Below are 25581 nucleotides of genomic sequence, written 5' to 3'. Positions count from 1 at the left end.
AGCCTACCCCAAGCCATGAAAAAGAACAGAGCGCAAAAGAAAAGGGCCGCCCAAAGGCGACCCTCTCAATGCTCATGCCGGGCTGGCTTACATCATGCCGCCCATGCCGCCCATGTCGGGCATGCCGCCCGGTGCGCCGCCAGCGCCCGGCTTCTCGGGCTTGTCGGCGACCATGGCTTCGGTCGTGATCAGCAGGCCAGCAACCGAGGCTGCGTCCTCGAGCGCGGTGCGCACAACTTTGGCCGGGTCGATCACGCCGAACTTGAAGAGATCACCGTACTCTTCGGTCTGCGCGTTGAAGCCGAAGGCCGTGTCCGAGCTCTCGCGGATTTTGCCCGCGACAACCGCACCGTCGACACCTGCGTTCTCGGCGATCTGGCGCAGGGGCGCTTCGATCGCTTTGCGCACGATGGCGATGCCGGCGTTCTGGTCGGCGTTTGCGCCTTCGAGACCTTCGAGCGCCTTGCCGCCCTGAACGAGAGCGACACCGCCGCCCACGACAACGCCTTCTTGCACGGCAGCGCGGGTTGCGTTCAGGGCGTCATCGACGCGGTCCTTGCGCTCTTTCACTTCGACTTCGGTCATGCCGCCAACGCGGATGACAGCCACACCGCCTGCGAGTTTCGCAACGCGTTCTTGCAGCTTTTCACGGTCGTAGTCCGAGGTGGTCTCTTCGATCTGGCCACGGATCTGAGCGACACGCGCTTCGATCTCGGCCTTTTCGCCGGCACCGTCCACGATGGTGGTCTCGTCCTTGGTGATCGAGACGCGCTTGGACGTGCCGAGCATGTCCATGGTCACGTTCTCGAGCTTCATGCCGAGGTCTTCGGAGATGACCTGGCCGCCGGTGAGGATCGCAATGTCCTGCAGCATGGCTTTGCGGCGATCGCCGAAGCCGGGCGCCTTGACCGCTGCGATTTTCAGACCGCCGCGCAGCTTGTTCACGACAAGCGTGGCAAGCGCTTCACCTTCGACGTCTTCGGCGATGATGAGGAGCGGTTTCTGCGACTGGATCACCGACTCAAGGAGCGGGACCATCGGCTGCAGCGACGAGAGTTTCTTCTCGTGCAGCAGGATCATGCAGTCTTCGAGCTCGGTCGTCATCTTGTCGGCGTTGGTCACGAAGTACGGGCTGAGGTAGCCACGATCGAACTGCATGCCCTCGACAACGTCGGTCTCGGTCTCGAGGCCTTTGTTCTCTTCGACGGTGATGACACCCTCGTTGCCAACCTTTTGCATCGCGTCAGCGATCTGGCGGCCGATCTCAGCTTCGCCGTTGGCGGAGATGGTGCCGACCTGCGCGACTTCGTCGCTGTCTTTGACTTCGCGTGCGGAGGCCACGATCGCTTCGACGACTTTGGCGGTTGCCATGTCAACGCCGCGCTTGAGGTCCATCGGGTTCATGCCCGCTGCGACGGCCTTGAGGCCCTCTTTGACGATGGCCTGCGCCAGAACGGTGGCGGTGGTGGTGCCGTCGCCCGCTTCGTCGTTGGTGCGCTGGGCCACTTCTTTGACCATCTGCGCGCCCATGTTCTCGAACTTGTCCTCAAGCTCGATTTCCTTGGCAACCGACACACCGTCTTTGGTGATGCGCGGTGCGCCGAAGGATTTGTCCAGGACCACGTTGCGGCCTTTGGGGCCCAGCGTGACTTTGACGGCGTCGGCGAGGATGTTGACGCCTTTCAGCATCTTGTCGCGCGCGCCGGAGTCAAATTTGACGTCTTTAGCAGCCATGGTGATAGCTCCTTGAAATTTCAGTTAGCGATACGCCGAGCAATGCGCCCGGCAAGCCGGCGTGGGATCAGCCGATGATGCCCATGATGTCGGACTCTTTCATGATGAGGAGGTCCTCACCGTCGAGTTGCACCTCGGTGCCCGACCATTTGCCGAAGAGGATTTTGTCGCCCTCTTTCACATCCATCGCGATGCGGTCGCCATCGTCGTCCTTGGCGCCTGCGCCAACTGCAACAACAACACCCTCTGCGGGCTTTTCTTTCGCGCTGTCGGGGATGATCAGCCCGCCAGCGGTTTTCTCGTCGCTCTCAACGCGACGCACCAGCACCCGGTCATGAAGCGGTGTGAATGCCATGTCTCTGAGTCTCCTTGGCTCAAAGTGTCCCTTGGCCGGGCCCATTCAGCGGCGCCTCGGCCGTTAGCACTCACCATCCGCGAGTGCCAACGGCGGCTATCTAGGGACCTCGCCCGAGCCTGTCAACGGGGATCATGGCGAAAATTCGGAGCGATTTGGCAGGCTGTCTGCATTGAGGATCGGGGCCCCGCGCCCTACCTTCGCGGCATGTTCAAAAGCGCTCTCCGTCTCGCCGCTGCCCTGACTTGTCTCTGGCCTGCCGTCGCGCTTGCGCAATGCACCGGCACCGATCTGCGCACGACGCTGTCGCAGGATTTCCTCGACCGGGTAGATGTCGTGGTCGCAGAGACGTCTTACTCCGAGGGCAACCACTGGCGCGCGACCAAGGACGCGCACGTCCTGCATCTGGTTGGCACCTTTCACATGGACGATCCGCGGATGGAGGCGATCGTGGCGCGCCTGCGCCCGGTGATCGAGACATCCGAGCGGCTCTTTGTCGAGGCCGCGCCCGAGGATCAGGAGCGCTTCGAGGCGCAGATCGGCGCCGATCCGTCGATGTTCCTGCGGCTCGAGGGACCGACCCTGCCCGACCTTCTGCCCGAGGAGACCTGGCAGACACTCCGCACGCAGCTGGCCGACCGCGGCCTGCCGGCGGTGATGGCGGCCAAGATGCAGCCCTGGTTCCTGTCGATGATGCTCGGCCTGCCTGCCTGCGCGATGGAGGCGATGGCGACCTCGCAGGGCGGTCTCGACGGGGCGATCACGGACCTTGCCGAGGCGCTGGAGGTCCCGATCACCGGGCTCGAAGCGCCGGAAGAGGTCATGTCCGCGATCAACGCGTTGCCGCTGCAGACGCAGCTCGACATGCTGGTCTGGGGGCTGCCGATGGCGGCCTATTCCGAGGACCTTTTTGTCACGTTGCGCGATGCCTATTTCGAGGAAAAGCACGCCTTTATCTGGCATTTCGGGTCCGAGCTCGCGCGCGAGAGTGGGCTGATCGCCGACGTGGACTACGCCAGGACCTCGGCCGAGGTCAGCGACGTGATGCTCGACACCCGCAACGCGGCGTGGATGGAGATGCTGCTGGGCGCATCCGAAGAGCGGGTCATGGTCGCCGTGGGCGCGGCGCATCTTTTTGGCGAGACGGGGCTTTTGCAGGCGCTCGAGGACGCGGGCTATACGCTGGAGCGGCTGCCCTTCTGATCCCCTCTGCGCGGTTTTTCTTGATTGGTGAGGCCACAAGATTTACCCAAGGAGAAGAGCAGAATACCAAAACCTTGAGGTCACCCATGTATCGCGCGCTGCCCCTTGTCGCGGTTCTGGCCGTCGCAGGATGCGTCACCAGCACTCAAACCGTTCCCGTTCACCTCACGCCTGGCGCCTATGCGATGCTCTACGGAGCCACGCCGCCGCCCGCCAAGACCGGCAGTTTTCGCTCGGTCGATGAAACGACTGTGACGGTGCCAGCCCAGCCGGCGCCGCAGATCACGCTCCCGGCGTCTCAACCCATCGTGGAGCGCGCGCCAGCTCCGGCACCCCGCGTCACGCAAGCCGCTGTGGCCGCGCCTGCGCCTGCTCCAACCGGCGGTGACGACACCTGCGGCGCTTCGCAATACGCGGGCCTTGTGGGCGGCCCAGTACAGGCCGCCGTGGACGCGGACTTGCCGACGCCCACGCGGTTTTACGGAAGCCAGGAACCCATCGACACGCGCACCACGCCCGCACGGCTCAACATCGTGGTGTCCACCGTCGATCCAGCAGTTGCCCTCACCAACGGTGGCACGGTGACACGCGTCTTCTGCGGCTAGAGCAGAAGACCATGCACCCGATACACTCGAAACAGACGTTCACGCACCGACCCGTGGGGTGGCGCAATCGCGCCGCCCGTTTTGCCGAAGGCAAACCTACGGTTTGACGGGGGCGGGACGGCGCGGCCTGATGTGAACGTCAGGCGGGTGCTCAGATTTATGCTTTTCCCACCAGGTTTAGGGTCTGGCCCACAGATTTTTCCTGCGAAAAATCTGCTACGCCGCCAGACCGCGCCCTTTGAGCAGCGCCTCAACTCCGGGCATCCGTCCACGGAAAGCAGTGTAGAGCTCTGCCGGATCGCGTGAGCCGCCCGCCGACAACACGTGTTCCTCGAGCCTGGCCGCGAGACTTGTGTCAAACGCGTCGCCCTTTTCCTCGAACGCGGCAAAGGCGTCGGCGTCCATGACCTCGGACCACATGTAGCTATAGTACCCGCTCGAATAGCCATCGCCCGCGAAGACATGCGCGAAATGCGGCGTCGCGTGGCGCATGACGATGGCGCGCGGCATGCCGATCCCTTCGAGCACCTCGGCCTGTTTGGCCATCGGATCAGCCGGCGCCGGACCGTCGTGGAACGCCAGATCGACAAGCGCCGATGCGACGTATTCCACGGTCTGAAAACCCATGTCGAAGGTCGCCGCCGCCATGACCTTGTCGATCATCTCCCGCGGCATCGCCTCCCCCGTCTCGGCATGCACAGCATAGTCGCGCAGGACCTCAGGCACCTCGAGCCAGTGCTCGTAAAGCTGCGAGGGCAGCTCGACAAAGTCGCGCGCCACCGACGTGCCGCTGATCGAGCCGTAGGTTACATCAGACAGCATCTGGTGCAGCGCGTGGCCGAACTCGTGAAAGAGCGTGCGCGCGTCGTCGTAGCTGAGGAGCGCGGGCTGACCGGTGGAGGGTTTGGCAAAGTTGCAGACATTTACCACGATGGGAGACTGCACCTCGGGGTGTTTGGCCTGCGAGCGGAAGGCAGAACACCACGCGCCCGACCGTTTCGAGCTGCGCGCGAAATAGTCGCCGATGAAGACCGCGAGGTGCTTGCCGTTCCGGGTGATCTCCCACGCGCGCGCGTCCGCGTGGTAGAGCGGCACGTCGAGCGGCTTGGCCTCGATCCCGAAAAGGCGCCCGGCGCAGGCGAACATCGCCTCCAGCATCTTTTCGAGCTGCAGGTACGGCTTGAGCTCGGCCTCATCGAGGTCATGCTCGGCCTTGCGCCGTTTCTCCGCGTAATAGCGCCAGTCCCAGGGCTCGGGGTCGGCGTTCACGCCGTCCTCCTGCATCATCTTGCGGATCACTTCGGCGTCGGCATCCGCTTGGCGCTTGGCCGGGGTCCAGACCTGCATCAAGAGATCGCGTACCGCCTCTGGGGTGCCGGCCATCTCGGTCTCGAGCTTGAAGGCGGCAAAGGTGTCGTAGCCGAGGAGCTTGGCCCGTTCCTCCCGCAATTTGAGCGTCTCGGCGGCGATTTCGCGCGTGTCCGTCTCCCCGCCATTCTCGCCGCGCGCGATCCATGCGCGCCACGCGGTTTCGCGCAGGTCGCGGCGCGGGGAGAACTGGAGGAAGGGCACAATCAGCGAGCGCGAGAGCGTCAGGATCGGGCCGTCCTTTCCGGCCTCCTCCCCCGCCGCGCGCGCGGCATCGACGACGAATTGCGGAAGGCCCTCCATGTCCGTCTCGCTGAGCGGCATGGACCAGTCCGCCTCGTCCTTCAGCAGGTTCTGCATGAATTGGGTGCCGAGGGTGGCGAGGCGGGCGGTGATCTCCTTCATCCGGGCGGCGTCGTCTCCGGTCAGCGCGGCGCCTGCCCGCACAAAGCGGCGGTGCGTGAGCATCAGCACGCGTGCCTCCTCCTCGGTCAAATCGAGCGTTTCGCGCTGGTCCCAGAGCGCCGCGATCCGGTTGAAAAGCGCGCGATTGGCGGTGATCTCCGACGCGTGATCGGCAAGTTTCGGAGAAAACTCCCGCTGCAAAGCCTGCCGCGCATCCGTGCTGTCCGCACCCGCGAGGTTGTAAAAGACGCCCAGCACTCGATCGAGCTTGGCGCCGGTCGCCTCCAAAGCGGCGATGGTGTTGGCAAAACTCGGCTGCTCGGACTGGTCCGCAATCGCATCGATCTCGGCCTTATCCTCGGCCAGCGCGACCTCGAAGGCGGCTGAAAAATCGTCGTCGGTGATCTTGTCGAACGGGGCAATCCCAAAGGGCGTGTCCCAGTCTTGCAGCAGGATGTTCGTCATCGGAGCCTCGTTGAATGTCTTTTTAAGGATGTGGGGGCACTGCGCGCGAATGGCTAGAGCGTGCCGCACACCGGGCAGTTCGGATCGCGTTTCAGCGTGATGGTGCGGGTCTCGCCATAGAGCGCGTCATAGATCAGCATCTGCCCGCGCAGGGGCGTGCCGGCGTCGGTGACCATCTTGACCGCCTCGACCGCCATCATCGCGCCGACAACGCCCGGGAGCGGGCCAAGCACGCCCGCCTCGGCGCAGGTGGGTGCAGAGCCGGGCGCGGCGGGTTCGGGGAAGACGCATTTGTAGCACGGCCCGCCGAAGGCCGGGTCAAAGACGGCCACCTGCCCCTCCCATTGCGAGAGCGCGCCGGAGACAAGCGTCTTGCGCTCCGCCACGCAGGCGGCGTTCACGACGTAGCGCGCCGCGGTGTCGTCAGTCCCGTCGAGCACGATGTCGTAGTCGGCGATGAGCTCCCGCGCGATCTCCTCGGTGATCTTGCGGTTGTAGGGGCGCACTGTGACGTAAGGGTTCTGGTCGGCGATGGCGGCGGCGGCGGAGTGCACCTTGGGCATGCCGAGCCGCGCGTCGGTGTGGATTGTCTGGCGCTGCAGGTTCGAGTTCTCGACGACGTCGTCGTCGATCACGCCGAGCGTGCCGACGCCCGCCGCCGCGAGGTATTGCAGCGCCGGAGAGCCGAGCCCGCCCGCGCCGATCACCAGCACCTTGGCGGCCTTGAGCCGTTTCTGGCCTGCCCCGCCAATCTCGCGCAGCATGATGTGGCGCGAATAGCGGTCGAGCTCGGCCTCGGAGAACGTCCCGCTTTGCGTGGGCAGATCGACCGCAGGCGTCTCGGGCGTGGCGCGCGCGCGCAGCCGGCGCAGAAAACCGCGGTAAGCCAGCACCAGCGCGCCGAGGCCGATCAGCATGAGCCAGGGCGCGGCGCTCTCCCCGGTTGCCATGCGCAGCGCGTTGCCCTCGGGCAGCGCGAAGTGGGCGAGGATGACGCCTGACAGCAGGATCAGGATCATCGTCAGGCGCGCAGCGCGCGACGCGCCGGTCAGCGCGCCCACGCCCCAGAGCGCGCCCATCATGGCAAGCACCAGGAGCATCAGGTCATCCCCGTGGAGCCGAACCCGCCTGCGCCACGCTCTGTGTCATCGAGGGCGGCGACTTCGGCAAAGGTGGCCTGCACGACCGGCGCCACAACCAACTGCGCGATGCGCATGCCGTGGGTCAGCGTCACGGGCTCTGTACCGGCGTTCATCACGATCACCCCGAGCGGTCCACGGTAATCGCTGTCGATCGTGCCCGGCGCATTGGGCAGGGTCAGCCCGTGTTTCAGGGCAAGGCCAGAGCGGGGACGGACCTGCACTTCAAAGCCGTCGGGGATCGCAAGCGCCAGCCCCGTTGGCACCAGGCTGCGCGCGCCGGGGGCAAGGGTGATGTCCTTACCGTCCTCGAAATTCGCACGCACATCTGCGCCTGCAGCACCGGCGGTCGCATAGGCCGGCAGCGGGACAGCGGCGTCAAAGCCCGGCAACCGCTTGACCTGTAGCTGGGGCGCGCTCATGCGAGCGCCTCCGCGATGCGGGCGGCGAGCCTTTGGGCGACGGCGTCCTTGGCCATGCGCGGCCAGTCCTCCACCCCGCTGTCGGAGATGAGGTGCACCGCGTTCTCGCGCCCGCCCATGATGCCCGTGGCGGGGCTGACGTCGTTGGCCACGATCCAGTCGCAGCCCTTGCGGGCGCGCTTGGCCGTAGCGTGCGCGATCACGTCCGTCGTCTCTGCGGCAAAGCCGACCACCAGCGCCGGCCGCCCGGTTGTCATTTGCGCGACGGAGGCGAGGATGTCGGGGTTCTCGGTGAAGCTGAGGGGGGGCAGGCCGCCTGCCTCCTTCTTGATCTTCTGGTCCGAGGCGCCATCGACCTTCCAATCCGCGACGGCGGCGGCAAAGACGGCAGCCTCCACCGGCAAGGCGCCATGCACGGCGTCGAACATCTGCTGGGCCGTCTCGACGGGGATGACTGTCACACCAGACGGCGGCGCGACGTCCGCGGGTCCGGTTACAAAGGTCACCTCCGCCCCCAGCGCCGCCACAGCCGCCGCGATGGCCGTGCCCTGCGCGCCGGACGAGCGGTTGGCGATGTAGCGCACCGGGTCGATCGCTTCGTGGGTGGGGCCGGAGGTGACCAGCACGCGCTTGCCCTTGAGCGGTCCGGCGCCGAGCTGCGCCTCGATGGCGGCAACGATCTCGAGCGGTTCGGCCATGCGCCCCAGGCCATGCTCGCCGCAGGCCATGTCCCCGGCGTTCGGACCGACGAAGCGCACACCGTCGCTTTGCAAGGTGCCGAGGTTGCGCTGCGTCGCGGGATGCTCCCACATGCGCACGTTCATCGCGGGCGCGAGCAGCACCGGCGTGTCGGTCGCGAGGAGCAGCGTCGTCGCCAGATCATCGGCGAGCCCCTGCGCCATCCGCGCCATCAGGTGCGCCGTGGCGGGCGCAACGACCAGCAGATCGGCAGAGCGCGACAGCTGGATGTGACCCATCTCCGCCTCGGTCCCGAGGTCGAAGAGGTCGCGGTGCACCGGATGCCCGGCCAGCGCCGTCACCGACATGGGCGTGACGAACTGGGCGGCGGCCTCGGTCATCACCGGCATCACCTCGGCGCCGCGCTCGCGCAGGCGCCGGATCAGCTCGAGCGTCTTGTAGGCAGCGATCCCGCCCCCGATGATCAACAAAATCCGCTTGCCCGTCAGCATATTGGCTCCCCAGTCGCCCAGCCTTGAGGCCAGCCCCTCCGGTGTAGAAAGCGCGTCCGCGCTTGGCAAGCCGCTGGGCCTCCCGAGCCGGGCCTACTGGAATGCCGCGCAGGGATCGCCGCGACCGGCCTCGGGCGCGGTGGTGATCAGCTGATCAAAGAGGTCTGCGCCCTCCGCGCTCTCGCGCAGGCCAAGGGCAAAGACGTCGAGCTCCGGCGCCGCACGGGAGAGGTAAACCGGCACGCCCCAGTCCTTGCGCGCGTGACCCCAGCCCGTGACGAGGACCACGGGCGTGCCATGCGCCTTGACCGCCGCGCGCACCGTCCGGGCAAAGACCGCGTCACGCAGGCGCTGCGCGTCGACCATGCCCGGCATCATCTCGCGCGGCATGGCCTCGCAATGGTTGACGAACTGCATCTCTTCCCGCGTGTTTTGCTCGCCGTCCGGCAGTGGGGTGCCAAGGCCGTAGTCGGCAGCGCCCGCGCCAAAGACCGCCGCCGCGCCGTCCGAGAACGCGCGCCGCATGTCTTCGGGCGGGACGGCTGTGCCGAGGACGCGCGCGCCTGCGGCGGCTTCGAACACGGGCAGGTAGTCGATCAGGCCCGGCCAGTGAAATCCATCGCCGGCCAAAGCGTCCGGCAGACTGCCTGAGGCGAGAAGGCCCGAGATTCGCGAGGCCTCGCCCGGGGTCAGCTGCTCAAACACAACCGCTACCGGCTGCAAGGCGCGTATCGCCTGTGCCTGAAAGGCTTGATGCGCTGCGGTGTTGTGGCGCTCGCCGAGGATCACGACATCTGCCTGGGACGCCGCCGGATCGAGTTTTTCATCGGCATGGCTTGGCGCTGCCAATAAAAAGGCCGCGACGGATATCGCGGCCACTGACAAAACCCGGTGGGGGGTCACAGAAGGAATTGGCGCACTTCGGGCGTTTGCGTCTCGAGCGCGCGGCGCATTTTGCCAAACGCGGCCGCCTCGAGCTGACGCACACGCTCCTTGCTCAGACCCAGCTCCTGGCCGAGGTCTTCGAGCGTGCGCGGCACATCGCGCAGCTTGCGCTCACGCACGATGAACCGCTCACGGTCGTTCAGATCGTTGAGCGCGCCTAGCAGCCAGCCGCGCAGCTGCGCGGTGTCGTGGCTGTCCTCGACGATCTCGGTGGCCTGCACACCCTCGTCTTCGAGCGCCTCGATCCACTCGCGCCCCTCTTCATCAGAGGATTGCGTCGCGTTCAGCGAAAAATCGGAGCCCGAGAGCCGCCCCTCCATCATCTCCACGTCGTGCAGCGGCACGCCGATCTCGGTCGAGACCATCTGGCGGATCTGGTGGCGGTCCAGGCTCTCGCCCTGCTGGGCGGCCTCACGCTCGATCTGCGCCTGCACGCGGCGCAGGTTAAAGAACAGCGCCTTTTGGCTGGAGGTCGAGCCGGTCCGCACCATCGACCAGTTGCGCATCACATAGTCCTGGATCGACGCTTTGATCCACCAGACGGCATAGGTCGAAAACCGCACGCCGCGATCCGGGTCGAACTTGTCGGCCGCCTTCATCAGGCCCAGGCCGGCCTCCTGGATCAGGTCGTTCATCGGCGCGCCATAACGCCGGAACTTGGACGCCATCGAGATGGCAAGGCGCATGTAGGCGGTGATCAGGCGGTGCAGCGCCGCCTCGTCGCGTTCGTCGCGCCAGGCGTAGGCAAGGCGCAGCTCGGTCTCGGCATCGAGCAGCTCGGCCTTCATCGCGCGGCGGGAAAAGGCGGCGTCGTGGTTGGCGTCAAGCGGCATGGTCGTCTCCCCGGCAGAGCCTGGCACGACTTTTGGCAGCGCACGCAGGCATTTTGTCGTTCGATGTGAGGAATACGCGCGCGGTCTCGGAATGGATCAGTCTGAGCGCAAGAAATTTTCAACTTTTTGCCGCGCTCCATCATATTATGTGCAAATCGACGTCACAATTGATCGTTTGAACCCGGCGTGCGCGTCTGAAACGGTAGCGGCATGACTTACGTTCTGCACATTGGCGACTACGCCTATTCGAGCTGGTCGCTGCGCGGCTGGCTCCTCTTCGAAGCCTTTGGCATCCCTCGCAAAGAGCGGCTCGTGCCCTTCGACACCCAATCCGTTGCGGCACAGATGGCGCCGCTTGCACCCGCCAAGACCGTGCCGACGGCCGAGACACCCGAGGGCGGCGTGCTGAGCGACACGCTCGCCATTGCCGAGGCGCTCTCCGAAATGCACTCGGATCGCGGCTTTTGGCCGGCAGAGCCCCGCGCCCGGGCCGCCGCGCGGTCCATCGTGGCAGAGATGCACAGCAGCTTTGGCGCGCTCCGGGGCGACTGCCCGATGAACCTGCGCAAAGCCTATACCACCTACGCGCCGAGCGCAGAGGTCGCCGCCGACGTCGCCCGGATCGAGGCACTTTGGTCCCACGCCCGCAGCTTTGCCGCAGAAGGACCCTGGCTCTTTGGCGCCTACTGCATTGCGGACGCGTTCTATGCGCCCGTCGCCGCGCGGATCGCGGGCTATGGCATCGCGGTGGGCGCGGAGGCGCAGGCTTACGTCGACCAGCACCTCGCCGACACCGCCTTCCGCCGGTGGCGCGCACTCGGGCTCGTGGTCGGCGCCGATCTTCCGTGGTACGCAAAACCCTTCGAGACACGCGCGTGGCCTGGCCCAGCGCCTTTGCCGGCCCGCGCATTCGACGGCGATCCCTCTGTATCCGAGAACGACGCCTGTCCCTACAGCGGCGCGCCCGTCACCCACGCCCTTGAACTGAATGGCCGCGTCTTTGGTTTCTGCAACGCCACCTGCCGGGACAAGACCGTGGCCGATCCCGAAGCCTGGCCAGCCTTCATGGCGCTCACGTCGTAACCCCAAAAAGCGGTTAACACTTATTAAACCGGTGCTGCCGCAGTCTGTGCGCGACCTTCGGGGCTATGCCCCCGCGTTGGCCGTCAGGGAGCGCCCATGTCCGCACATGCCTACACCGTCGCGTTCGAGGGCGTGACCGCCCGCCAGGTCGACGTGCAATGCGCGGTGACACCCGGCCTGCCTGCCTTCTCCATCGTGGGCCTGCCCGACAAGGCGGTGAGCGAGGCGCGCGAGCGGGTACGGGCGGCGCTCTCGTCTTTGTCGATCGCCCTGCCCTCGCGCCGGATCACCGTGAACCTATCGCCCGCCGACTTGCCGAAAGAGGGCTCGCACTTCGATCTGCCGATCGCGCTGAGCCTGCTCGCCGCGCTCGAGGTCGTGCCCGCCGATGCCATCGCCGGCGCTGTCGCCCTAGGCGAGCTGTCCCTCGATGGCGCGCTGGTGCCGGTCATCGGCGCGCTGCCCGCTGCCATGGCTGCCGCCGAGCAGGATCGGACGCTGATCTGTCCCGATGCCTCCGGCGCCGAGGCCGCCTGGGTCGGCTCTGCACAGGTCATCGGTGCGAGCACGCTCGCCGCCATCGTGCGCCACTTTACCGGCCAGGCGCCGCTCACGCCCGCCGAACCGGGCGAGCAGACAAGACCAACAGATGTTCCCGATTTTGCCGACGTGCGCGGACAGGAGCGTGCGAAACGCGCGCTCGAGATCGCCGCGGCAGGCCGGCACCACACGCTCTTCGTCGGTCCCCCGGGCGCGGGCAAGTCCATGCTGGCGGCGCGCGTTCCCGGCATCCTGCCGCCGCTTTCGCCTGCCGAGGCTCTCGAAACCTCGATGATCCACTCGATCTCGGGCCTCTTGAAGGACGGCGGCATCTCGCGTTCCGCGCCCTTTCGCGAGCCGCACCATTCGGCGTCCATGGCCGCCCTGGTCGGCGGCGGACGGGGCGCGAAACCGGGTGAGATCTCGCTTGCGCACAACGGCGTACTCTTTCTCGACGAGCTGCCGGAGTTCACCCGCATCGCGCTCGAAACGCTGCGCCAGCCGATCGAGACCGGCTCGGTCATGGTCGCGCGCGCCAATGCCCATGTGCGCTATCCCTGCCGGTTCATGCTGATCGCGGCGGCCAACCCGTGCCGCTGCGGGCATCTGGCGGACCCGGGCCGGGCGTGCAACCGCGCGCCGCTCTGTGGCGAGGATTACATGGGCCGGATATCCGGCCCGCTGATGGACCGGTTCGATCTGCGGGTCGACGTTCCGCCGGTCCACTTCACCGATCTGACGCTGCCGCCGCCGGACGAAGGCACCGCCGAGATCGCCGCGCGTGTAGCCCAGGCGCGCGGCATGCAAAGCGCCCGGTTTGCGGAACACTCGGATGTGCGGGTCAATGCCGAGATGCAGGGCCCCTTGCTCGACCTTTATGCCGCGCCCGACGAAAACGGCACCGCACTCCTCGGCCAAGCGGCCGAACGGTTTGGCCTGACCGCACGCGGCTACCACCGGGTGCTGCGCGTGGCCCGCACGATTGCCGATCTCGAGCGAAGCGCGACGGTCGCGCGGCATCACATCGCCGAAGCGCTATCGTTCCGCACTCCGTCCATGGTGAACGTGTGAACACAGTGAGTGACATTCACGCTCTTAAAGTGCGCCATGTGTTATGCTTCCGACCGACTGCAGCTAGGTCATGGGTTTATCCCGCGCGTTCCGCGACACGCGCCTCGACCGCGTCCCAGATGCGGGCGGCGATGTTGGTGCCGTCGAACCGCTCGAGTTCCTGAATGCCGGTCGGGGAGGTCACATTGATCTCCGTGAGGTAGTCGCCGATCACATCGATCCCGACGAACACCTGCCCCATCTCGCGCAGTTTGGGACCGATGGCGGCGCAAATCTCGCGGTCACGGGCCGTGAGCTCCGACGGCTCGGGCCGTCCGCCGACGTGCATGTTCGACCGGGTCTCCCCTGCGGCAGGCACGCGGTTGATGGCCCCCACGGGCTCGCCCTCGACGAGGATGATGCGCTTGTCGCCTTTTGAGACGTCCGGCAAAAAGACCTGCGCAATCAACGGCTCGCGGCTCGACGCGGTGAAAAGCTCGTGCAGCGAGGCGAGGTTGCGGTCCTCCGGCCTTAGCCGGAACACGCCCGCGCCGCCGTTTCCGTAGAGCGGTTTCACGATGATGTCCTGGTGCGCGTCCTTGAACGCGCGCAGCCTCTCGAGATCGCGGGTGATCAGCGTGGTCGGCATCAGGTCCGGGAAATCGAGGACAAAGAGCTTTTCCGGCGCATTCCGAACCCAGAACGCGTCATTTACGATCAGAACGTCGTCGCGGAGCCGGTCGAGGAGATGCGTCGTCGTGATGTAGTGCATGTCGAAGGGCGGGTCCTGGCGCAGCCAGATCGCATCCATCTCCGCAAGATCGATGTCCTCTGCCGGCGACAGGGCTGCATGCGCGCCTTGGGTCCGCGCCACGCGCAGAGCTTGCGCACGCGCTTTGACCTGACCGCCATCGTAGGCAAGGGCATCGGGGTGATAGACATAGAGATCATGCCCGCGCGCCTGAGCCTCTTCGGCGAGCCGAAAGGTGCTGTCCGCGTTAATGTCGACCGCCTCGATCGGGTCCATCTGAAAAGCGACGCGCATGTGACCTCCGCAGGGTTGTGCGATGCCGGTTTGACCGATCACCATGGCCGAGGCAACGGGTCACATGCAGCCAAAGGCATTCTCGATGACCGAAACCCGGCCCTGCCCGTCCACCAGCGCAACGTCGAACCGCGCGGGCGTCAGACCGCGCCCGGGCTGCGTGTCGAGGTACTCGGCTGCGCTGAGCGCAATGCGCTGCATCTGACGCGCGTGCAGGCGCTCTGCGGCTTCGGCGTGGCTGCGCGCAGCTTTCACCTCGACAAAGACGATTTCGCTGGCGTCCTGTACGATCAGGTCGATCTCTCCGCCGCCGCCGGTCCAACGTGTGCTGGCAACCTCACAGCCGCGGCTTTCGTAGTCGCGCGCCACGCTCTGCTCCGCAGAGAGGCCGCGGTGATAGGCCACCGCGCCGCGGTGCTGGCGGGCTGTTTGTGGACGAGCTGACTGCGCGGCTACGATCATTCCGTGTCTCCTTCGAGATCGCCTTTGAGCGCGAGCGCACGTTGATAGACATCGCGCTTGCGGAGCCCGAACTGCTGGGCGACCTCGTGCGCGGCAGTTTTGACGGGGTGGTTGGACAATAGCGCGCGAAGGGTGGTGTCGACATCCTCTAAATGAGGTGATGGTAAACGGCCGGGTCCGAGGAGAAGCACGATCTCACCCCGGGGCGGGTTTGCCTCGACACTTTTCAACAGAAAATCGAGCGTTCCGGTGCGCGTCTCTTCGAACTTCTTGGTTAACTCACGGCAGAGCGCGGCGGGCCGTTCTGCGCCGCAGACGGCGATGGCGTCGGTAAGGCAGGCGGAAATGCGGTGTGGTGATTCGTAGAAGACGAGGGTTGCCGGCACCGTGTGGAGCGCTTCGAGCGCCTTGCGGCGTGCAGCCGATTTGGGTGGCAGGAAACCGTGAAAGAGGAATTGGTCTGTGGGCAATCCGGCGACGGCGAGGGCTGTGAGTAGGGCGCTGGCGCCGGGAAGCGCGGTGACCGGGTGGCCCGCCTCGCGGGCGGCACGCACGAGGCCAAAGCCGGGGTCGGACACGAGGGGTGTGCCGGCGTCGGACGCGTAGACGACGGATTTGCCGGCGGCGATGGCCTCCATCAACCGTGCGGCAACCGAAGGATCGGAGTGGTCGTGGTAGGCGGTGATCCGCCGTCCGGCGAGGGGGACCGCGTGCAGCTCGAGAAGTTTGCGCAGCGTGCGGGTGTCTTCGGCAACCAGCATGTCGGCATTTGCGAACGCATCGAGCGCGCGCAGCGTGATGTCGCGCGCATTTCCGATTGGGGTTGCAACCAGATACAATCCCGGCGCAAGGGGAGCATTGTTGATATATGGCACTGGAAGTCCCTGTGTGACGGACTATGCTGACGTGTGCCCCGGCGGCGCGGGGTGTTTCAAGGAGTTACCGGCCATGCTCGCTGTTTTCAGGAAAACCTGCACAAAGGCGCGCGCGGCGCTTGCCGGGGTGTCGATGATGGCGCTTGCGGCCTGTGATCCCTCTCTGGTGACCAATGCCCTGCCCGGTGGCGGCGCGGCTGGCCAGTCGGTCGATCCGGGCGAGGCTGTGCCGGTCGCTCTCCTGTTGCCGACCAGCGACAGCAATGGTGGCCCGGTAGCGCGCAGCATGGAGAACGCCGTGCGGCTTGCCGTGGCGGATCTGGCGGGCAAGGCGAGCATCGACCTGCGGGTCTATGACACCGAAGGCTCTGCCGCGGTTGCGGGTCAAAAGGCGCAGGCCGCCGTCGATGCGGGCGCCAAGATCATCATCGGGCCGCTCTTTGCCGAGGCTGCCAACGCGGCAGGCCGGGCGGTCGCGGACGATGACGTGGTGGTGCTGGCGCTGTCGAACAACGCCTCGATCGCGGGTGGCAACGTCTTTGTCATGAGCACGACCTTCGAGAACACAGCCAATCGGCTCATGTCCTACGCCGCGCGTCAGGGCAAATCCTCGGCAGTGATCCTCCATCAGAAGAACCTCGGCGGAGAAGTCGGGCGGAACGCGTTTACCGCCGCAGCATCCCGCAACGGCATGTCGATCGTCGACACGGTCTCCTACGACTTCAACCCCGCTGCCGCGACGGCCGCCGGCACGCGCGCCAACGCGGCGATGCAGTCGACGGGTGCGGACACGTTGTTGATCACCGCCGAGGCGGCAGGATCACTGGGGCTCGTGGCCGGCACGCTCGACGCGAGCGCGGGCCAGTCCATCGGTCTGACCAATTGGGACAACAGCCAGGTGCTGAGCCTGCCGAGCCTGCAGGGCGGCTGGTTCGCCACGCCCGACAGAGGCCGGCTGAACACGTTCGAGAGCCGCTACAGCGCGCGCTACGGCAGCCCGGCGCATCCCCTGTCCCCGGCGGCGTATGACGCGATGGCGGCTGTGGGCACACTCCTTGCCGGCGGGCGCCGCGATGCGCTGACCACCCGCGCGCTCACCCGGTCCAACGGGTTCGAAGGCGCGGCGGGCATCTTCCGTCTGCGCTCGGGCGGCACTGTCGAGCGCGGCCTTGCCGTTGCGCGCGTCGCAAACGGCAGCATGGTGGTGATCGACCCGGCCCCGCGGAGCTTCGGTGGGTCCTGACACCGCAACGCTCGAGCGGGAGACGGCACGGGACGACCTGATCTGCCCGGCGCGGGACATCTTCGACCTCGAGACCGTGCTGGAGGCGATCCGCGCGGAGCGTGACCCGGGCGCGCCATTGCGCCCGGTGGCCGTCAAGCTGCTGGCAGAGGCGCAGAAATCCGGGCGGGCGGCGATTGCGACAGCCTTGGCAAAGCGCCCGTTCGAGGCGGACGCCGCGATCCGCTCCTATGCGGTATTGACCGACGGGCTGGTCGAAACGGCCTGGCGGCTCGCCACCGAAGACCTCCACCCCCTGCCGATCCCGAGCGAGAACGAGCGTCTCGCGGTGCTGGCCGTGGGCGGCTACGGGCGGGGCGAGATGGCACCGTTCTCGGACGTCGATCTGCTGTTCCTCACGCCCTACAAGATCAGCGCCCGCGCCGAGAGCGTGATCGAGTCGATGCTCTATATCCTGTGGGATCTGCGGCTCAAGGTCGGGCACGCCAGCCGCACGGTCAAGGATTGCCTTCGGCTCGGCGCGACGGACTTCACCATCCGCACCGCGATGCTCGAGCAGCGCACGCTGGCGGGTGATACCGCCCTGGGTGAAGAGCTCGCGACGCGCCTCAGGAACGACCTTTTCACCGGCAGCGAGAAGGCGTTTGTGACCGCCAAGCTCGAGGAACGCGGCAAGCGCCTGCAAAAGCACGGCGGCCAGAGGTATCTCGTGGAGCCGAACGTCAAGGAAGGCAAGGGCGGGCTGCGCGACCTGCAGTCGCTCTTCTGGATCATCAAATACGTCTACGCCACGGGTGACCCGCAGGTGCTGGTGACGCGCGGCGTCTTCAGCGCGGACGAGTACAAGACGTTCGAGCAGGCCTATGCCTTCCTCTGGGCGGTGCGCTGCCACCTGCACCTTGCCGCGAACCGCGCGACCGAGCAGCTGACCTTCGACAAGCAGGTCGAGGTGGCCGAGGCGCTGGGGTACGAGGACCGGGCCGGGCGGCGGGCGGTCGAGGTCTTCATGCAGGACTACTTCCGGCACGCCACGCGGGTGGGCGAGCTGACGCGCATCCTGCTGACCTCGCTCGAGGCCGACCACACCAAGGAGGCGCCGCTGCTGACGCGGCTTTTGCAAAAGCGCCCGCCCAAGCTGCGCCCGGGCTACGTCGTGGTGAACAACCGCCTCGCGATCACCGACCCCGCAGCGTTCCTGCAGGACCGGCTCAACCTCTTGCGCATCTTCGGCGAGGCACTGCGCACCGGACTGCTGCTCCACCCGGACGCGATGCGGCTGATCGCGGCCAACCTGCACCGGATCGACGAGGAGATGCGCGCCGACAAGGAGGCGCAAAAGCTGTTTCTCGGGCTCCTGCTCAAATATGGCAACCCCGAACGCGCCCTGCGGCGGATGAACGAGCTGGGCGTTTTGGCCGCGTTCATCCCCGAATTCGAGCCGATCGTGGCGATGATGCAGTTCAACATGTACCACCACTACACGGTGGACGAGCACACCATCCAGACGATCCGCACGCTGGCGCAAATCGAGCACGAGGAGCTGGTCGAAGAGCTGCCCGTCGCCTCCGGCATCCTCAAGGAGGGGGTGGACCGCAAGGTGCTCTATGTCGCGCTGCTCTTGCACGACATCGGCAAGGGGCGGGACACGGACCACTCGGTGCTCGGCGCGCAGATCGCGCGGACCGTGGCGCCCCGGCTGGGACTGAACAAGGCGCAATGCGAGACCGTGGAATGGCTGGTGCGCTATCACCTTTTGATGTCCGACATGGCGCAGAAACGCGACATCGCCGATCCGCGCACCGTGCGCGACTTTGCCAAGGCGGTGCAGACGGTCAAGCGGCTCGACCTGCTAACAGTGCTGACTGTCTGCGACATCCGCGGGGTCGGCCCGAACACCTGGAACAACTGGAAGGCGGCGCTGATCCGCGCGCTCTACCGCCAGACCCGGCGCGCCCTCGAAGAGGGAATGGAGGCGCTCACCCGCGAGAACCGCGGCGCTGATGCGAAGCGCGCGCTCCGCGAGGCGCTGCCGGACTGGACCGGCAAGGATCTGAAAACCGAGATCGGACGCCACTACGATCCCTATTGGCAGGGCCTGCATGTCACCGCGCACGTCGCTTTTGCCCGGATGCTGCACGGGCTGAGCGATGACGAGATCGGCATCGACCTGCACCCCGACGACGACCGCGACGCCACCCGCGCCTGCTTTGCCATGGTCGACCACCCCGGCATCTTTTCCCGGCTCGCCGGCGCTTTGGCGCTGGTCGGGGCCAATGTCGTCGACGCGCGCAGCTTTACCACCAAGGACGGCTATGTGACGGCGGCCTTCTGGCTGCAGGACATCGAGGGCAAGCCCTACGAGGCGTCCCGCCTGCCCCGCCTTTCGGGCATGATCCAGAAGACGCTCAAGGGCGAGGTCGTCGCGCGCGAGGCGATCAAGTCCCGCGATGTCATCAAGACCCGCGAGCGCGCCTTCTCGGTGCCGACGACGATCACCTTCGACAACGAAGGCTCGGACATCTTTACCATCATCGAGGTCGACACACGCGACCGCCCGGGCCTGCTCTACGACCTGACGCGCACGATGACGGACCTCAACATCAACATCTTCTCCGCCGTGATCGCCACCTACGGCGAACAGGTCGTCGACGCCTTCTACGTCAAGGACATGTTCGGCCTCAAATTCTACTCCGAAAGCAAACAGCGCACCATCGAACGCCGCCTCCGCGACGCCATCGCGTCGGGCGTCGAGCGAGCTGAGGGAGGGTGAGATGTCGGGGCCTGCCCGCGGTTTGCCGCCATCGAACGCAGCGTCGCTCGAGGGCAGGATCGCGGCAGAATACGCCCTGCGTGTCGCCGCGCACCCGAATGCGGGCCTCGGTTGGCGCTTGCTCTACAGCCCGGCTCGCGTGCTGGGTGGCGCAGATGTCGCATTTATAGGGCTCAATCCCGGCGGGGGCAAAGAAGCCATCGCGAGCCCTGAGTTCTCCTGCGAGACCGGCTCCGCCTACCGTGCAGAAGTGGAGTGCTGGGGCAAGAGCAGCCGCTTGCAAGAACAGGTCTTGGCCCTCTTCGACAGGCTGGGCGTCGCGCCGGAAGATGTCCTTGCCGGAAACCTCATTCCCTTCCGGTCGCGGAGCGAGGCGTCGCTAACCGAGCAACCCGAAGCACGGGCATTCGGCGAAAAGCTCTGGCGCGAGATCCTTGTGCGCGCATCACCGCGTCTTGTCGTCACGATGGGGCGCACGACCCACATCTCCATCCGCGATGTGCTCGGCGTGACGGCCGCAGCGCGCCATCCGGTCGGATGGGGCCGCGTTTCTGCATTGCGCGGGGTATTCCCAGGCGGCACGTGGATCGGACTGCCGCACTTGTCGCGGTTTTCGATCATGACCCGCCCGTCGAGCGCTGACGCGCTGAACAGTCTCTTTGCGGGAATCTGCCGAGCCTAAGCCCGCGCGCCTGTTGCCTCAGATTTCCGAGCCAAGCCTGCAATGACCAAAGGTGGGGGCGCGGCGGCGCCGCTTGCCCGGAATGCCGGTTGCTATGCAATCACTCGGAACTATCGACAGACTGCGCAGACCACACCCGGCGGAAGGCGATGAGCTTGCCACGGGCGCAGCCAGGGTCGTAGGTGAGGCCGCTTGCGGACATGCAGTCCACGATCTTCTTGATGGTCGAGGTGGGGTACTGGGCCGGGTGCAGTTCCATAATCACCTGCCGCACGTGCTTGGGCCAGGGTTTGTCGAAAAGTTCGGCCTCTCCCCCTTCGATGTCCACGATCACGATATGCGGGCGGTGCTGGCGGAAAAGGCGGAAGAGCCCCAGTCGCGGCACCCGCACGATGCCGCGCCGTTTGACCTCGGCGCCCGCCAGCGAGGACGCCCAGAACCTGCGGCTGATGTGGAACTTGGTTGTGGCGCCTTCTTTGGCGCCCAGCGCCACGGCTCCGTGGATCAGCGTTGTCTTGGCCCCGCCGTTGCGGTCGAGATTGGCGCGGATCACATCCAGCGTCTCGGGGTTCGCCTCGACCGTCACGACGTTTTCCGGGTCCGTCTGCTGCGCGCAGAGCGCGCTGATATAGCCGATGCCGCCTCCGAGCTCGAGGACCCGCTGCCCGGCTTGCACGCGCATCTTGACCGCGCGCGCCTCCGCCTCTTCGTAGCGGCCTTCGGCAAGCTTGCCCGTCAGCTTGTCGTCGAGCAGCGTCTCCGGCACGTCCAGCACCACACCGTTGATCGCAAATTCAGGCACAAAAGACCTCACACCGCTTGAAAGCACGCATATCTCGGTACCGCAAAGCGGACCCGTGTCGCCACCGCGCGGGCGGTCGCCACACATTTTGCCAACGCATTGTGCCTTTTCGAGCAGCGCCGCTTTTCCACATTCGGCGACATGACGCAGCGTGCGAGGGGCGGCGCGCCAGACGTTTCTTCCCCTGCCCCCGGCGTTGCGGTAGATGCACCCAAAAGCACCGGAGCCGCATGAAACCCATCCGCTTTCTCTCTGCCTTCCTGACCGTGGGGGGCTGGACGTTGATGAGCCGCGTTCTGGGGTTTGTGCGCGACGCGATGATCCTGGCGTTCCTCGGGACCGGGCCGCTTTATCAGGCGTATGTGGTGGCGTTTCGGCTGCCGAACCTCTTTCGCCGCTTCTTTGCCGAAGGGGCGTTCAACACGGCGTTTGTGCCGATGTTTTCGAAACGGCTGGAGACGGATGCCAGCGCCAAGAGGTTTGCCGAGGACGCGCTGTCGTGGCTGGCCTCAATCCTGATCGTGCTGACGCTGCTCGCGCAGCTCTTCATGCCCTGGCTGGTCTGGGCGACGGCGGCGGGGTTCGAGGGGACGGAAAAGTTCGACCTGTCGGTCGAGTTCGGGCGGATTGCGTTCCCGTACATCCTCTTTATTTCGCTGGCCGCCTTGCTGTCGGGCGTGCTCAACGCTACCGGGCGGTTTGCCGCTGCGGCTGCGGCGCCGGTTCTGCTCAACATCTTTCTCATCGCGGGGATGGCGGGGGGGTTTTACCTCGGGGGAGACATCGCAAGAGCACTGATGTGGTCGATCCCCGTGGCGGGGGTGGCGCAGCTGGCGCTGGTCTGGTGGGCTGCGGCAAAGGCGGGCTTTGCTCTGAGGTTGCGCCTGCCCCGCCCCTCGCCCGAGATGTGGCAACTGGTGAAGATCGCGGTTCCGGCGGCGCTGGCGGGCGGTGTGATGCAGATCAACCTCGTGGTCGGCCAGATCGTGGCCTCGACCTTTGACCGGGCGGTGGGCTGGCTCTTTGCTGCCGATCGGCTTTACCAGCTTCCTTTGGGAGTTGTGGGGATTGCAGTCGGGATTGTGCTGCTCCCGGACCTGTCGCGCCGACTTGCCGCCAAGGATGACGTGGGTGCGCGGGAGGCGTTCAACCGGGCGGGAGAGATTTCGCTGGCGCTGACGATCCCGGCGGCGGTGGCGCTGATGGTGATCCCTTTGCCTCTGGTGTCCGTGCTCTTCGAGCGGGGCGCCACAACGGCGGACGATTCAGCGGCCATCGCCACCGCGGTCACGATCTACGGCCTCGGCCTGCCGGCGTTTGTTTTGCAAAAGCTGCTCCAGCCGCTCTTCTTTGCGCGGTCGGACACGCGGCATCCGTTTCATTATGCCGTCTGGGGCATGGTGGTGAACGCGGGTCTGGCGATTGGCCTCGCGCCTGTGATCGGCTGGACGGCGCCCGCGATTGCCGCAACCGTGTCGGGCTGGCTGATCGTGCTGCTGCTCCACGTGGGCAGCCGCAGCATGGGCGAGGTGGCGCGGTTCGATCCAGGCTTGCGCAAACGCGTGTGGCGGATCGTGCTGGCCTCGGCGCTGATGGGAGTGGTGCTGTGGTTCGGGCAGATCGTGCTGGGTCCGAGCCTTGGCAGTGCCGGCGTGCGGTACCTGGCACTTGCCGCGCTCGTCGTTCTGGGAATCACCAGCTACTTTGCCTTTGCGCATGTGCTGGGGGCGATCCGGCTGAGTGAGCTTAAAGCTTCCCTCAAACGCAGCAGGTCCTGACAGCTTCATTCGCGGCGGAGTTTGGAGAGCATCCTTTGGACCCCGCCGGGCGCCAGGAGCGGCGCGAGGGCCAGCCCGGTGACAAAGCCGAAGAGGTCCGCGATCCAAGTTGGGCCCGCGCCGTAGAGCAGACCAAAGAGCAGCTGGATGCCGAGCAGGAACCCGATCAGGGCAAAGGCGCGGACCTGCGGCTGGCCGGACTGGCCGAGCTTGACCCAGAGCACGAACGTGTAGGCGCCGACGTAGCCGTAGACCGCGGGGTAGACACCGTAGAGCGGGACCTCGCTGTCCGTGATGAGCGCATAGGCGAGCGCGCCCCCGATGCAGGACGCAAAGAAGAGGACGAAGGCCGCGAGGTTGCCATAGGCGTCGCCCGCCATCTTGCCCAGCGCCAGCATCATCACGCCGCCGATGAGCGCGTGGGTGAAGGAGCCGTGCACGAACGGGTAGGTCACAAACTGCTGGAGGTGTTCCCGCGGGAAGCGGCTCTGCTCGACCATCCAGTCAAAGACCGGGCCAAAGAACGCGTACTCACGGAGCGCGCCCAGCCGCCACCCGATCGCCTCGGGTCCGCCGACATAGCCGGCTGCGCCGAGCGTGAAGATCATTTCGACACCCAGCACGGCGGCAAAGAGCGCCAGCACCACCGGCGGGATCGGATTGACCGGCGCGATGGGCGGCGTGTGGTGCGGATCGGGCGTGTCGGACATGGCGCATCGGGCTCCGCGGCGGGAGCGCTCCTTGACGGGGTGCTGCGCCATGGGTACGCCAGCCGCGACGCCTTGAAAAGGCGGAGTGCTGATCCGGCCCTCGCGCCGGCCCGACGGAGACACAGCCATGTCCGAGACCAAGTTCACGCCCCGCGTCTTTTCCGGGATCCAGCCCTCGGGTGGGCTGACGCTGGGCAATTACCTCGGGGCAATCAAACGGTTCGTGCAGATGCAGGAGAGCGGCATCGAGACGCTCTATTGCATGGTCGATCTGCACGCGATCACCGTCTGGCAGGACCCGGCCGCGCTGCGCCACAACACGCGCGAACTGGCGGCGGGATATATCGCGGCGGGGCTCGATCCGGCCAAGTCCATGCTCTTCAACCAAAGCCAGGTGCCGGAACACGCGCAGCTGGGCTGGGTCTTCAACTGTGTCGCCCGGATGGGCTGGATGCAGCGCATGACCCAGTGGAAGGACAAGGCGGGCAAGAACCAGCAGAACGCCTCGCTGGGGCTCTTTGCCTATCCGTCGCTGATGGCCGCGGACATCCTGATCTACCACACGACGCACGTGCCGGTGGGCGAAGACCAAAAGCAGCACCTCGAGCTGACGCGCGACATCGCGATCAAGTTCAATAACGACTTCGGCGTCGACTTCTTCCCGGTCACCGAGCCGGTGATCGAGGGGGTCGCGACGCGGATCATGTCGCTGCGCGACGGGTCCAAGAAGATGTCGAAATCCGATCCCTCGGACATGAGCCGGATCAACATGACCGACGACGCCGACACGATCGCAAGCAAGATACGCAAGGCGCGCACGGACCCGGACGCTCTTCCGTCCGAAACGGACGGCCTCGCGGAGCGCCCCGAGGCGCGCAACCTCGTGAACATCTACGCCGCTTTGGCCGAGACCGACGCGGGTACGGTGCTGCGGGACGTGGGTGGCAAGCAGTTTTCGGAATTCAAGCCGATGCTGGCGGAGCTCGCGGTCGAAAAGCTGGCGCCGATCTCTGGGCGCATGTCCGAACTGATGGATGCGCCGGACGAGATCGATCGCATTCTGGCCGAAGGCGCGGGCCGCGCGCGCGCGATTGCCGCGCCGATCCTAGCGCAGACCTACGAGATTGTGGGGATGGTGGCGCCTGGGCGGTAGGCGTGTCCGCGAGTGGCTGAGTGTGGGAGCCTCCGGCGGGGAGTGAACAGGCTTCCCGGAAACGCTCCTGTGGAGCGTTTCGCCTGTGAACGGGCGGAGCCCATCGAACGACTCGCATGCGCTTGCGGCACAATTCGGGAGCCTCCGGCGGGGATATTTTTAGCCAGAAGAAGCTGGGACGCGGGCGCGCAACGAGGGGACGGTGCGTCAGAGGCGTGGCATGGGGGTGTCGAGGGCTTTTTCGTAGCGCCAGCAGCGGAGCATGAAGGGGCCGGCGGAGGTGGCGAGCGGGGTGTCTTCCTCGCGGGTTCGGGTCCAGCCCGCGCGTTCGTAGAAGGCAGCGCCGCGTGTGTTGCCGGTGGCGCAGGAGAGCCAGGCGCGGGTGGCGCCTAGCCGGGCGAGGCGGGCTTCGGCGTCGTGCATCAGGGCGGCTGCGGCGCCCGTGCCGCGGGCGGCGGGAGCGACGTAGACCTGGTAGACCTCGTCTTTGAGCAGGGAGACAAAGCCGACTGGTCCTGCGGTTGTCATGGCAATGCGGGTGTGCGGTATAAGTGCGGCGAGCCGGTCGGTGAAGTTTTCAAGCGTGCGCAGGTCGGTGAGCGTCTGCGGGACGATTGCGGCGTGCGCCTCGTGCCAGCCGGCGTGCCAGATGGCGGCGATCTCAGCGGTATGCGCCTCGGTCATTTGGGTGAGCCAGATGTGCATAGCACAACCTTAGCGGAAA

23 protein-coding genes are annotated in these 25581 nt (G+C 66.2%); 9 read left to right on the top strand and 14 right to left on the bottom strand.

Features of this window, described 5'->3' with window-relative positions; genetic code table 11:
- Positions 1-87 precede the first annotated feature (87 nt).
- Positions 88-1734 (bottom strand): chaperonin GroEL, encoded by a 1647-nt coding sequence (gene groL, locus ACU0B3_RS12290; protein ID WP_446261149.1) that lies wholly within the window; start codon positions 1732-1734, stop codon positions 88-90.
- 67 nt (positions 1735-1801) lie between these two features.
- Positions 1802-2089 (bottom strand): co-chaperone GroES, encoded by a 288-nt coding sequence (groES, locus tag ACU0B3_RS12285; protein WP_446261148.1) that lies wholly within the window; start codon positions 2087-2089, stop codon positions 1802-1804.
- A 207-nt stretch (positions 2090-2296) separates the two neighbouring features.
- Here groES and ACU0B3_RS12280 point away from each other — a divergent pair, with 207 nt between their 5' ends.
- Complete coding sequence (locus ACU0B3_RS12280; RefSeq protein ID WP_446261147.1) at positions 2297-3292, top strand: TraB/GumN family protein; 996 nt, start codon at positions 2297-2299, stop codon at positions 3290-3292.
- 86 nt (positions 3293-3378) lie between these two features.
- On the top strand, positions 3379-3897 hold the full coding sequence (locus tag ACU0B3_RS12275; RefSeq protein WP_446261146.1) for a hypothetical protein: 519 nt from the start codon (positions 3379-3381) through the stop codon (positions 3895-3897).
- Between the two features lie 216 nt (positions 3898-4113).
- On the opposite strand, the gene ACU0B3_RS12270 is transcribed toward ACU0B3_RS12275, so the two are convergent.
- The 6 genes from ACU0B3_RS12270 to ACU0B3_RS12245 all read right to left on the bottom strand — a co-directional run bounded on the left by ACU0B3_RS12270 (position 4114) and on the right by ACU0B3_RS12245 (position 10664).
- The gene (locus tag ACU0B3_RS12270; protein WP_446261145.1) at positions 4114-6135 is read right to left on the bottom strand and encodes a M3 family metallopeptidase; all 2022 of its coding nucleotides are present in this window, start codon (positions 6133-6135) and stop codon (positions 4114-4116) included.
- 53 nt (positions 6136-6188) lie between these two features.
- A complete protein-coding gene (locus tag ACU0B3_RS12265; protein ID WP_446261144.1) occupies positions 6189-7235 on the bottom strand; it encodes a HesA/MoeB/ThiF family protein in 1047 nt (348 codons plus the stop codon).
- Positions 7235-7696: a dUTP diphosphatase gene (gene dut / locus ACU0B3_RS12260; RefSeq protein WP_446261143.1), complete on the bottom strand. Its 462-nt coding sequence runs from the start codon at positions 7694-7696 to the stop codon at positions 7235-7237. Before dut ends, ACU0B3_RS12265 begins: the two co-directional genes overlap by 1 nt.
- Positions 7693-8886: a bifunctional phosphopantothenoylcysteine decarboxylase/phosphopantothenate--cysteine ligase CoaBC gene (gene coaBC, locus ACU0B3_RS12255; protein WP_446261142.1), complete on the bottom strand. Its 1194-nt coding sequence runs from the start codon at positions 8884-8886 to the stop codon at positions 7693-7695. The genes dut and coaBC overlap by 4 nt, the downstream gene beginning before the upstream one ends.
- A gap of 93 nt (positions 8887-8979) precedes the next feature.
- Positions 8980-9735 (bottom strand): ChaN family lipoprotein, encoded by a 756-nt coding sequence (locus ACU0B3_RS12250; RefSeq protein ID WP_446261141.1) that lies wholly within the window; start codon positions 9733-9735, stop codon positions 8980-8982.
- Between the two features lie 50 nt (positions 9736-9785).
- Positions 9786-10664 carry an RNA polymerase factor sigma-32 gene (locus ACU0B3_RS12245; RefSeq protein WP_446261140.1) on the bottom strand — a complete coding sequence of 293 codons (879 nt, stop codon included), beginning with the start codon at positions 10662-10664 and terminating at the stop codon, positions 9786-9788.
- Positions 10665-10874: 210 nt separating this feature from the next.
- Between ACU0B3_RS12245 and ACU0B3_RS12240 the strand changes: the two genes are divergently transcribed.
- Together ACU0B3_RS12240 and ACU0B3_RS12235 are read left to right on the top strand one after the other, a co-directional pair.
- Entirely contained in the window at positions 10875-11747 is an 873-nt protein-coding gene (locus ACU0B3_RS12240; protein WP_446261139.1) for a glutathione S-transferase N-terminal domain-containing protein, read from the top strand.
- 96 nt (positions 11748-11843) lie between these two features.
- Positions 11844-13358: a YifB family Mg chelatase-like AAA ATPase gene (locus ACU0B3_RS12235; protein WP_446261138.1), complete on the top strand. Its 1515-nt coding sequence runs from the start codon at positions 11844-11846 to the stop codon at positions 13356-13358.
- A gap of 76 nt (positions 13359-13434) precedes the next feature.
- Here the strand turns inward: ACU0B3_RS12235 and gshB are convergent, their stop codons facing one another.
- Genes gshB through rsmI form a run of 3 tightly spaced genes read right to left on the bottom strand, consistent with a single transcriptional unit; the run spans position 13435 to position 15677 of the window.
- The gene (gshB, locus tag ACU0B3_RS12230) at positions 13435-14382 is read right to left on the bottom strand and encodes a glutathione synthase (protein ID WP_446261137.1); all 948 of its coding nucleotides are present in this window, start codon (positions 14380-14382) and stop codon (positions 13435-13437) included.
- Between the two features lie 60 nt (positions 14383-14442).
- Complete coding sequence (locus ACU0B3_RS12225; protein WP_446261136.1) at positions 14443-14844, bottom strand: YraN family protein; 402 nt, start codon at positions 14842-14844, stop codon at positions 14443-14445.
- Complete coding sequence (gene rsmI, locus ACU0B3_RS12220) at positions 14841-15677, bottom strand: 16S rRNA (cytidine(1402)-2'-O)-methyltransferase (protein WP_446261455.1); 837 nt, start codon at positions 15675-15677, stop codon at positions 14841-14843. Before rsmI ends, ACU0B3_RS12225 begins: the two co-directional genes overlap by 4 nt.
- A 115-nt stretch (positions 15678-15792) precedes the next feature.
- Here rsmI and ACU0B3_RS12215 point away from each other — a divergent pair, with 115 nt between their 5' ends.
- Genes ACU0B3_RS12215 through ACU0B3_RS12205 form a run of 3 tightly spaced genes read left to right on the top strand, consistent with a single transcriptional unit; the run spans position 15793 to position 20414 of the window.
- Positions 15793-16962 carry a penicillin-binding protein activator gene (locus ACU0B3_RS12215; RefSeq protein ID WP_446261135.1) on the top strand — a complete coding sequence of 390 codons (1170 nt, stop codon included), beginning with the start codon at positions 15793-15795 and terminating at the stop codon, positions 16960-16962.
- Positions 16952-19732, top strand: coding sequence for a [protein-PII] uridylyltransferase (locus ACU0B3_RS12210; RefSeq protein ID WP_446261134.1), 2781 nt, complete (start codon positions 16952-16954; stop codon positions 19730-19732). Before ACU0B3_RS12215 ends, ACU0B3_RS12210 begins: the two co-directional genes overlap by 11 nt.
- 1 nt (position 19733) lies before the next feature.
- On the top strand, positions 19734-20414 hold the full coding sequence (locus tag ACU0B3_RS12205; RefSeq protein ID WP_446261133.1) for a uracil-DNA glycosylase family protein: 681 nt from the start codon (positions 19734-19736) through the stop codon (positions 20412-20414).
- A gap of 100 nt (positions 20415-20514) precedes the next feature.
- On the opposite strand, the gene ACU0B3_RS12200 is transcribed toward ACU0B3_RS12205, so the two are convergent.
- A complete protein-coding gene (locus tag ACU0B3_RS12200) occupies positions 20515-21216 on the bottom strand; it encodes an FkbM family methyltransferase (RefSeq protein WP_446261132.1) in 702 nt (233 codons plus the stop codon).
- A gap of 230 nt (positions 21217-21446) precedes the next feature.
- Here ACU0B3_RS12200 and murJ point away from each other — a divergent pair, with 230 nt between their 5' ends.
- Positions 21447-22994 (top strand): murein biosynthesis integral membrane protein MurJ, encoded by a 1548-nt coding sequence (murJ, locus tag ACU0B3_RS12195; protein WP_446261131.1) that lies wholly within the window; start codon positions 21447-21449, stop codon positions 22992-22994.
- 5 nt (positions 22995-22999) lie between these two features.
- Here the strand turns inward: murJ and ACU0B3_RS12190 are convergent, their stop codons facing one another.
- A complete protein-coding gene (locus tag ACU0B3_RS12190; protein WP_446261130.1) occupies positions 23000-23704 on the bottom strand; it encodes a rhomboid family intramembrane serine protease in 705 nt (234 codons plus the stop codon).
- Positions 23705-23831: 127 nt separating this feature from the next.
- Here ACU0B3_RS12190 and trpS point away from each other — a divergent pair, with 127 nt between their 5' ends.
- Entirely contained in the window at positions 23832-24857 is a 1026-nt protein-coding gene (gene trpS / locus ACU0B3_RS12185; RefSeq protein WP_446261129.1) for a tryptophan--tRNA ligase, read from the top strand.
- Between the two features lie 207 nt (positions 24858-25064).
- Here trpS and ACU0B3_RS12180 read toward each other — a convergent pair whose 3' ends face one another.
- The gene (locus tag ACU0B3_RS12180; RefSeq protein ID WP_446261128.1) at positions 25065-25562 is read right to left on the bottom strand and encodes a GNAT family N-acetyltransferase; all 498 of its coding nucleotides are present in this window, start codon (positions 25560-25562) and stop codon (positions 25065-25067) included.
- Between the last annotated feature and the right edge of the window lie 19 nt (positions 25563-25581).

Source organism: Pseudaestuariivita sp., from assembly GCF_052825805.1.
Note: the sequence above shows the minus strand (reverse complement) of the source record. Positions and strands in the feature narration are given on the sequence as shown.

Excerpts from the sequence above, each read along its gene's own strand:
- coaBC (WP_446261142.1), bottom strand. The coding sequence starts at position 8,886 with ATGCTGACGGGCAAGCGGATTTTGTTGATCATCGGGGGCGGGATCGCT.
- groL (WP_446261149.1), bottom strand. The coding sequence starts at position 1,734 with ATGGCTGCTAAAGACGTCAAATTTGACTCCGGCGCGCGCGACAAGATG.
- ACU0B3_RS12190 (WP_446261130.1), bottom strand. The coding sequence starts at position 23,704 with ATGTCCGACACGCCCGATCCGCACCACACGCCGCCCATCGCGCCGGTC.
- ACU0B3_RS12265 (WP_446261144.1), bottom strand. The coding sequence starts at position 7,235 with ATGCTCCTGGTGCTTGCCATGATGGGCGCGCTCTGGGGCGTGGGCGCG.
- ACU0B3_RS12225 (WP_446261136.1), bottom strand. The coding sequence starts at position 14,844 with ATGATCGTAGCCGCGCAGTCAGCTCGTCCACAAACAGCCCGCCAGCAC.
- ACU0B3_RS12275 (WP_446261146.1), top strand. The coding sequence starts at position 3,379 with ATGTATCGCGCGCTGCCCCTTGTCGCGGTTCTGGCCGTCGCAGGATGC.
- gshB (WP_446261137.1), bottom strand. The coding sequence starts at position 14,382 with ATGCGCGTCGCTTTTCAGATGGACCCGATCGAGGCGGTCGACATTAAC.
- groES (WP_446261148.1), bottom strand. The coding sequence starts at position 2,089 with ATGGCATTCACACCGCTTCATGACCGGGTGCTGGTGCGTCGCGTTGAG.
- ACU0B3_RS12280 (WP_446261147.1), top strand. The coding sequence starts at position 2,297 with ATGTTCAAAAGCGCTCTCCGTCTCGCCGCTGCCCTGACTTGTCTCTGG.
- ACU0B3_RS12240 (WP_446261139.1), top strand. The coding sequence starts at position 10,875 with ATGACTTACGTTCTGCACATTGGCGACTACGCCTATTCGAGCTGGTCG.
- ACU0B3_RS12245 (WP_446261140.1), bottom strand. The coding sequence starts at position 10,664 with ATGCCGCTTGACGCCAACCACGACGCCGCCTTTTCCCGCCGCGCGATG.
- ACU0B3_RS12180 (WP_446261128.1), bottom strand. The coding sequence starts at position 25,562 with ATGCACATCTGGCTCACCCAAATGACCGAGGCGCATACCGCTGAGATC.
- ACU0B3_RS12270 (WP_446261145.1), bottom strand. The coding sequence starts at position 6,135 with ATGACGAACATCCTGCTGCAAGACTGGGACACGCCCTTTGGGATTGCC.
- ACU0B3_RS12215 (WP_446261135.1), top strand. The coding sequence starts at position 15,793 with ATGCTCGCTGTTTTCAGGAAAACCTGCACAAAGGCGCGCGCGGCGCTT.
- murJ (WP_446261131.1), top strand. The coding sequence starts at position 21,447 with ATGAAACCCATCCGCTTTCTCTCTGCCTTCCTGACCGTGGGGGGCTGG.
- ACU0B3_RS12235 (WP_446261138.1), top strand. The coding sequence starts at position 11,844 with ATGTCCGCACATGCCTACACCGTCGCGTTCGAGGGCGTGACCGCCCGC.
- ACU0B3_RS12205 (WP_446261133.1), top strand. The coding sequence starts at position 19,734 with ATGTCGGGGCCTGCCCGCGGTTTGCCGCCATCGAACGCAGCGTCGCTC.
- dut (WP_446261143.1), bottom strand. The coding sequence starts at position 7,696 with ATGAGCGCGCCCCAGCTACAGGTCAAGCGGTTGCCGGGCTTTGACGCC.
- trpS (WP_446261129.1), top strand. The coding sequence starts at position 23,832 with ATGTCCGAGACCAAGTTCACGCCCCGCGTCTTTTCCGGGATCCAGCCC.